Raw genomic sequence first — 6,337 nt, forward strand, 5'->3', positions numbered from 1 at the left:
GGTGGGCATCGTGCCTCCTGGGGTGCGGGGAATCGGCGAGCATACCCGAGCCCGGATGCGGTCCGCGCGCTACTGCCCGGCGGTCGCGGGTGGCGGTGGGCGCGGGGCGCGTCTACGTTGAAAGGATGACGCACGCGGTTCCCGAGACGTGGACACTGCCCTGGCGGGGCCTGGGGCTGAGCAGCAACCTGAGCGTGGCGGACGTGCCGCAGCCCTACCGCTTGCTGGACGAGTCACCGGGCCTCTTCGACTACGTGGAGTACAGCGCGCCGCTCTCCTTGGAGGAGTCGAAGGCGCACGCCTCGCTGTTCCCGGAGATGTGGCGTCGGCGGCAGGACGTCCCGGTGCTCTTCCATCCCGTCCACCTCAACCTCTGGGGGCCCGCGCTGGAGCCCGGCCAGGCCTTGAGGGAGTTGGACGCCCACGCGCGCGCCGTGGAGAGCGCCTGGGTGGGCAACGACGTCGGCTGGTGGCACGTGGATGGGCAGCCCTTTCCGGGCTACCTCTACTTCACGCCGCCCTTCAACGAAGCGGGCCTGGAGGCGTGCGTGTCCCACGCGCTCCACGTCCAGCGGCACCTGTCCAGGCCGCTCGCGCTGGAGAACCCCGCGGTGCTCGCGCGGCGCGGGCAGTGGCATGTGCTGGACTTCATGGCGAAGCTGCACGCGCGCACCGGAGCGCCGCTGCTGCTCGACCTGGGGCACCTGCTCAGCCATCAGCTCTCCGCCGGCCTGCCACTGGAGACGGGGCTGGATGGCTTTCCGCTCGACCAGGTCATCGAGCTGCACATCGCCGGAGGCGTGGTGACGCACCGGGGGCCGCGCAGCTTCTACGTGGATGACCACACGCAGCCGGTGCGCGAGGAGCTCTTCGATCTGCTGGCCTCGTTGATTCCGCGCTGCCCGTCACTGCGCGCCGTCACCTTCGAGGGTGACGGCCACCCGCCCGAGGTCGCCCGGATGTCCTTGCGCCGCCTGCGCCAGTGGGTGCCCGCGGGAGCGCGTCCGCCGCTGACGTGGCGCGTTCCGCCGGCCGTCGCGGCCGTGCCGCCCCTCACGGAGGACAGCCAGCCCTGGGCCTTGTTCGACGCGGGGTACGCCGCCGCGCCCGTGGCCTCCGTGGAAGATGAAGCGGGCACGCTGGCGGACCAGGACTTCCGCCTGGCCGTGGTCGCGGAGGTCCTGGACCGCGAGTGGCCGCTCACCCGGTTGTTGCTCGCGGGCACGCGGGAGGGGCTGGCGGCCTTCACTGGCTCGAAGGAGTACCGGAAGCTCTTCGACGCCGTGGCGCGCACGCCGGGGCAGGCCTTCGCGTCCTGGGCCATGCGCCGCCTGCGCGAGTCACCGGATGAGGGGGCGTCGGCGGCGCTGACGTTGGAGCTGCTGCTGCCGTCGCTGTTCACGCGGCGGGTGCCCGCGCCCGCGCCGGGGCAGGTGGGGTTGATGGAGGACGTGCGGGCCGGGTCGCTTCCCGTGGACCTGTCCGAGCTGGTCCACGCCGCCCGAGCCGTGCGGCGGCATCTCACGGCCCGGGCCTGGGCGTGTGGCACGTTGGAGCTGTCCGGCCTGGATTCGCTCAACCAGGTGGCGCGCCGGCCCGGCCCGGGGCCCTGGTCCTTCGTCGCCCGGCGCAGGTCAGGCGGGCCGGAGGTGATGTCGGTGCCCCCGGCCCTGGGTGAGTTCCTGAGAATGCTCGCTGTCCGGCCCATGGCCGAGGCGGAGGTGACGCCTGGGTTGCTGGAGGAGGCGAGGGGGCGTGGGCTGCTCCGCCGGGGATAGCGGGAGAAATGTCCGGGATTGGACCGAACCCTTGCGCTGGCCGTCCCGGTAAGATAGTTCGCGCCGCCATGGCGTCCCCCCTCGTCGTCGGAATCGCGGGCGGCACCGCGTCCGGCAAGACCACCGTTGCCCGCAAGGTCCGCGAGGCATTGACGGATTGCCGCGTGGCCTTCATCGATCAGGATTCGTATTACCGGGACTTGAAGGACCTTCCGCTGGCGGACAGGCGTGAGGTGAACTTCGACCACCCGGATGCCTTCGACAGGGAGCTGCTGGTTCGGCACCTGCAAGCGCTGAAGTCCGGGCAGCCCATCCAGAAGCCCGTCTACGACTTCGTCACCTCGTCGCGTCAGCCGCAGACGAAGAACGTCGACCCCGGCGACATCATCCTCATCGAGGGCATCCTCGTCCTCCACATGAAGGAGGTCCGGGATGAGATGGACGTGAAGATCTACGTCGACGCGGACGACGACCTCCGCATCCTCCGGCGCCTCACCCGCGACATCAAGGACCGCGGCCGCGACTTCGACCACGTGGTGAGCCAGTACCTGCGCCACGTGCGGCCCATGCACATGGGCTTCGTGGAGCCGTCCAAGCACTTCGCGGACATCATCATCCCGCACGGCGGCAACAACGAGATTGCCATCGGCATGTTGGTGGGCGCGCTCCGCGGCAAGCTCTCCGGCGTCGTGAGGCTGGACTAGTCAGCAGCGCCGCAGGAAGTCGCTCAGCGGGCCATGGAGCCGCTCCGCGTCCTGGAGCAGCGCCGCGTGGTCCCCGGGCCCCGGCAGCTCGAGGAAGCGGGCGCTCACGCCCGCGGCGCTCAGCAGGTGGTAGGTGTCACGCACCCGGTTCACCGGGGCCATGGCATCCGACGTCCCCGTCACCAGCAGCACCCGCGCGCGGATACGCGAGAAGCCGTCCGACACGTCGCTGCCCGCGTACGCCGAGCACAGCGACGCCCAGGACACCGCGTCGAACGCGTCCGCGAAGGCGTCCGCTTCCGCCTCCAGCGCGGCGCGGGCCGCTTCGGGAGCCGGGTACGCGGAGGCCAGGAACTCACGTCCGCAGAGCAGCTTCTGGAAGTCCAGGCGCAGCTTGCGCATCGTCTTGCGCGGCGGCGCATCCAGCGCGTAGAGGCCGTCCCGGTAGTCGGGGTCCGCGCGCAGCACCTGCCAGGACAGGCCCAGCTTCTCGCGCACGCCTTCGGGCAGCGCGCGCGCCGCGCCGATGGCCACCACGCCCTCGGCCAGGTCCGGGAACAGGGACGCCAGCCGCAGCGCCACGTGGGCGCCCAGGCCCACACCCACCAGCGCGCGCACCTGCGTCAGCCCCCGCGCGCGCAGCGTGGCCGACACGGCGCGCGCCATGTCCTGCACGGTGAGCGGCGGCAGTTCGAGCCCCCAGCGCTCACCCGACGCGGGATTCACCGTCGCGGACGACGTGCTGCCGAATGGGCTGCCGAGCAACCCGGGCGAGAAGACGGGGGTGACGGCGGGGTCCAACGCGAGGTTCGTCCCCACCAGGGCGCGTCCCCAGCCGGAGGGCTGGTACGCCGAGTCCTCCAGTGGGCCCAACGCGAGGTGCGAGTGCGCCAGGTCGTGCAGCAACACCACCGCTTTGCCGTCTGATGGTTCTCCGTAGGCCGCCCAGGCCACCTGGGGATTGCCCAGCAGCTCTCCTTCCTCCAAGGGAAGGGGCGTGGTGAACAGGTGCGTCCCGGTGGCCTGGATCACGTTGGGGATTTTTCATATCACTGCCAGGACAAAGGCACAGGAGACTGCCGCGTGAAGCGCTACTTCGGAGTCATCGTCATCGTCGCGGGTGTGCTGCTTGCCGCCGTCATGAGCTATCGCAGCGCGAGCAGTCGCGCGCTGGAGGCCCAGCGGAATGCGGATCAGCAACGGATTCACGCGGAGTACCTCGAACGGGTGGGTTGGATGCGCGCCAACCCGGACGAGGCCAGCTACCGTGATGAGTTGAAGCCCTTCTTCAAGAACTACTTCGAGCAGGTGGACGCGCACCTGACGCGCTTCAAGGGGAACACGAAGTTCGACGACTACCTGCTGGAGCTGGAGGCGCGCGAGGAGCGTGGCGCGAAGGATGAGCGCGCCAATGACCGCAAGGCCTTCTACGAGTACACGCGCAAGACGTTCGACAGCCTGCGCGAGGGCCGCTACCGCCCGGTGTGGACGGCCACGGACAAGGGCATGCGCCTGGACATCATCTCCTCCGACGTGGTGATGGTGCTGGGCAAGCCGCAGATCCGCCTGCAGCTGGCGGTGTGGGGCGCGCAGCGCGTGCTCAAGGACGACGGCAAGGTGCTGAAGATGATGACCAGCGCCTCGTTCGACACGGTGTGGAAGCTCACCGACGCGAAGGGAAAGCTGCTGGGCGAGATGCGCGGCGCCGACCCGTCCATGAAGATTGACCACCCGGAGCGCTTCGTCCCGTCGTTCCCCCCGCAGATGGTGCTGGGGCACTACGATCTGGACCTGCTGCCGAACGAGGTGGCGAAGATGGAGATGACCATCAACCTCTCCTCCAGCGCGGCTTCGGGTGGCACCGCGACGTCCAGCTACGTGTGGAAGCTGGACGTGCCGTCTGACTGGAAGCTCGGCGCCGGCGAGTCGTGGGAGGGCGCCACCCAGGAAGAGCGCCCCGAGGAGGAGATCGACCCGTCGAAGGCCGCGGCGAACTAGGCCTTCGCGGGGGTTACTCCACCACCGTGAAGTGAGAGCCGAGCCGGTACGCGGACAGCGTGCCGGCGTCGTCCAGGAAGTAGAGGTTGAGGCGCACGTCGGCCTGGAGCGCGACGAGCCCCACGCCGGCCTGGACCTCCGCGAGCACCTGCCCGCCGCGGGGGTCCACCGCGCGGACGCGCTCCCCTGGCACCAGCGTGACGTCGCGCGCGGTATGGGCGGGGAGCGCGCTGATGAGGGGCTCGCCCGCGGCGCCCACGCGCCAGTCCACCGTGCCGGAGGCGGCCACCCGGGTGGCCGCGCCCGAGGCGCTCGTCACCACCACCGCGCGGGGGAGGGCGGCCAGCGCATAGGGGCCAGGCCCCAGGTTCAGCGGGCGCTCCCAGAGGCGCCGGCCCTTCGCGTCCAGGCAGAGCAGCATGCCTTCGCGCTCGCGCTCGCCGGCGATGAACACCCGCGAGCCCACGGGCAGGGGCGCGGACAGGTGGGACAGGTTCGGCTCGTACGTCCACACGGATTCGCCGGTGTGCGCGTCCGCGAGCAACATGGCCCAGTGCGAGCCGCGGCCCAGCATGGCCAGGAAGCGCCGGCCCCAGGCCACCGGGGGCCCGTGGAACGGCATGGGCGCGCGCATGCGGTAGCGGACCTGGCCGTCCTCCAGGTCGAGCCCATAGAGGTAGCCCGAGTCCGTGCCCACCAGCGCGCGGTGTCCCTGGGTGGCCAGCCAGCTGCGCTGGGTGCGCGGCGGCGCCAGGCGCCAGACCTCGCGGCCCGTGGCCTCCGCGAAGGCCACGACGGTGCGGTCCTCGGACAGGGTGAGCAGCAGGCCGTCCTTGCGCAGCAGCAGCGGGCCCAGGGGGATTCCGTCGTGGTCATGCAGCCAGCGCGCGCCGCCGCCCCGGCCCGTGAAGCCGTAGACGCGCGCGATGTCCGCCGCCACCGCGTGGCCATCCGCCGACGCGGCCACGCCCAGCGCCGCGGCGCGCTTCCACAGCAGCGCTCCGTCCTTTCGGGAGAACGCGGAGGCCAGCTGCGGCGCGCAGTACACCGGCCCGTGCCGGCCGAGCAGCAGCCGCGACTCCTCCGCGTCCGGCAGGCCGCGCTTCTCCCACAGCTTCTCGAAGCGCAGCCGGCGCAAGCGACCGGGGACCTTCAGCGGACGGGAGGTGCCCTGGCCCGTGGCCCGGGCCTTCTTCTCGCGGGCCGCGCCCTGGGCCTCGGGGGGCTGCACGGGGCCTCGCAGGTGTGAGAGCCCCTCGCGGCAGCGCTCCGCCAGCTCCATCCGGTACGGGTTGGCCACCAGCGCGCGGTCCGCTTCCGCGAAGGCCGCGGCCAGGGACTCGCCCAGGTGGAAGAGGGCGGCGGCGAGCACGTTGCCCGCGAGCGGGAAGGGCGTCCCGGCGCGCCCCGCCTTCGCCTGGCCCGTCTTCAGGTCGACCAGCAGCGAAGGCTTCGCGCCCGCGGGGGCCAGCTCGAAGCGGTTTTCGCCCAGCTCCACCGCGCGCGCCAGCTCCACCGCCTGTCGCGACAGCTCCAGCGCCGTCAGGAACGGCGGGCCAGGGACGCGCCAGGCCTCGGGCTTTCCGGGCAGCGACAGCCAGACCTCGCCCGACGCCAGCAGGGGCGCCAGCAGTCCGCCTGTCCCCCGCGCGGCGCCGCGGCCCGTGGGGACGCCGGCGTCCCGGAGCTCGAAGCCGAAGCCTGGGATTTCCGTGGGCTCCACGCGCCGGGTGGCGGGCCGGGCCGGCGCCTCGTCGGGAGGACGGGCGGGCCGGTTCAGGCCTCTCAGCGGCTCCTTGAGGGCCTGTCCCACGGTGGTGGCGAGCGCCTTGGGCCCGGCCCGGGTGACGTCGGCGA

The 6,337-nt window shown here is 71.8% G+C and carries 5 protein-coding genes; 3 read left to right on the forward strand and 2 right to left on the reverse strand.

Annotated elements, in window-relative coordinates; genetic code table 11:
- The first annotated feature begins 125 nt into the window (after positions 1 to 125).
- Both G4D87_RS31460 and udk read left to right on the forward strand, forming a co-directional pair.
- A complete protein-coding gene (locus tag G4D87_RS31460) occupies positions 126 to 1,778 on the forward strand; it encodes an MbnB/TglH/ChrH family RiPP precursor modification enzyme (protein WP_240358760.1) in 1,653 nt (550 codons plus the stop codon).
- A gap of 68 nt (positions 1,779 to 1,846) precedes the next feature.
- Positions 1,847 to 2,482 carry a uridine kinase gene (gene udk / locus G4D87_RS31465; protein WP_163786389.1) on the forward strand — a complete coding sequence of 212 codons (636 nt, stop codon included), beginning with the start codon at positions 1,847 to 1,849 and terminating at the stop codon, positions 2,480 to 2,482.
- Here udk and G4D87_RS31470 read toward each other — a convergent pair whose 3' ends face one another.
- Entirely contained in the window at positions 2,483 to 3,514 is a 1,032-nt protein-coding gene (locus G4D87_RS31470) for a homoserine O-acetyltransferase family protein (RefSeq protein WP_163786390.1), read from the reverse strand.
- Positions 3,515 to 3,565: 51 nt separating this feature from the next.
- Between G4D87_RS31470 and G4D87_RS31475 the strand changes: the two genes are divergently transcribed.
- The gene (locus G4D87_RS31475) at positions 3,566 to 4,480 is read left to right on the forward strand and encodes a hypothetical protein (RefSeq protein ID WP_176409089.1); all 915 of its coding nucleotides are present in this window, start codon (positions 3,566 to 3,568) and stop codon (positions 4,478 to 4,480) included.
- Between the two features lie 13 nt (positions 4,481 to 4,493).
- Here the strand turns inward: G4D87_RS31475 and G4D87_RS31480 are convergent.
- A partial coding sequence (locus G4D87_RS31480) for an outer membrane protein assembly factor BamB family protein (RefSeq protein WP_240358761.1) occupies positions 4,494 to 6,337 on the reverse strand: 1,844 nt, incomplete at its 5' end.

It is taken from the genome of Myxococcus vastator (assembly GCF_010894475.1).
Lineage (GTDB): Bacteria > Myxococcota > Myxococcia > Myxococcales > Myxococcaceae > Myxococcus > Myxococcus vastator.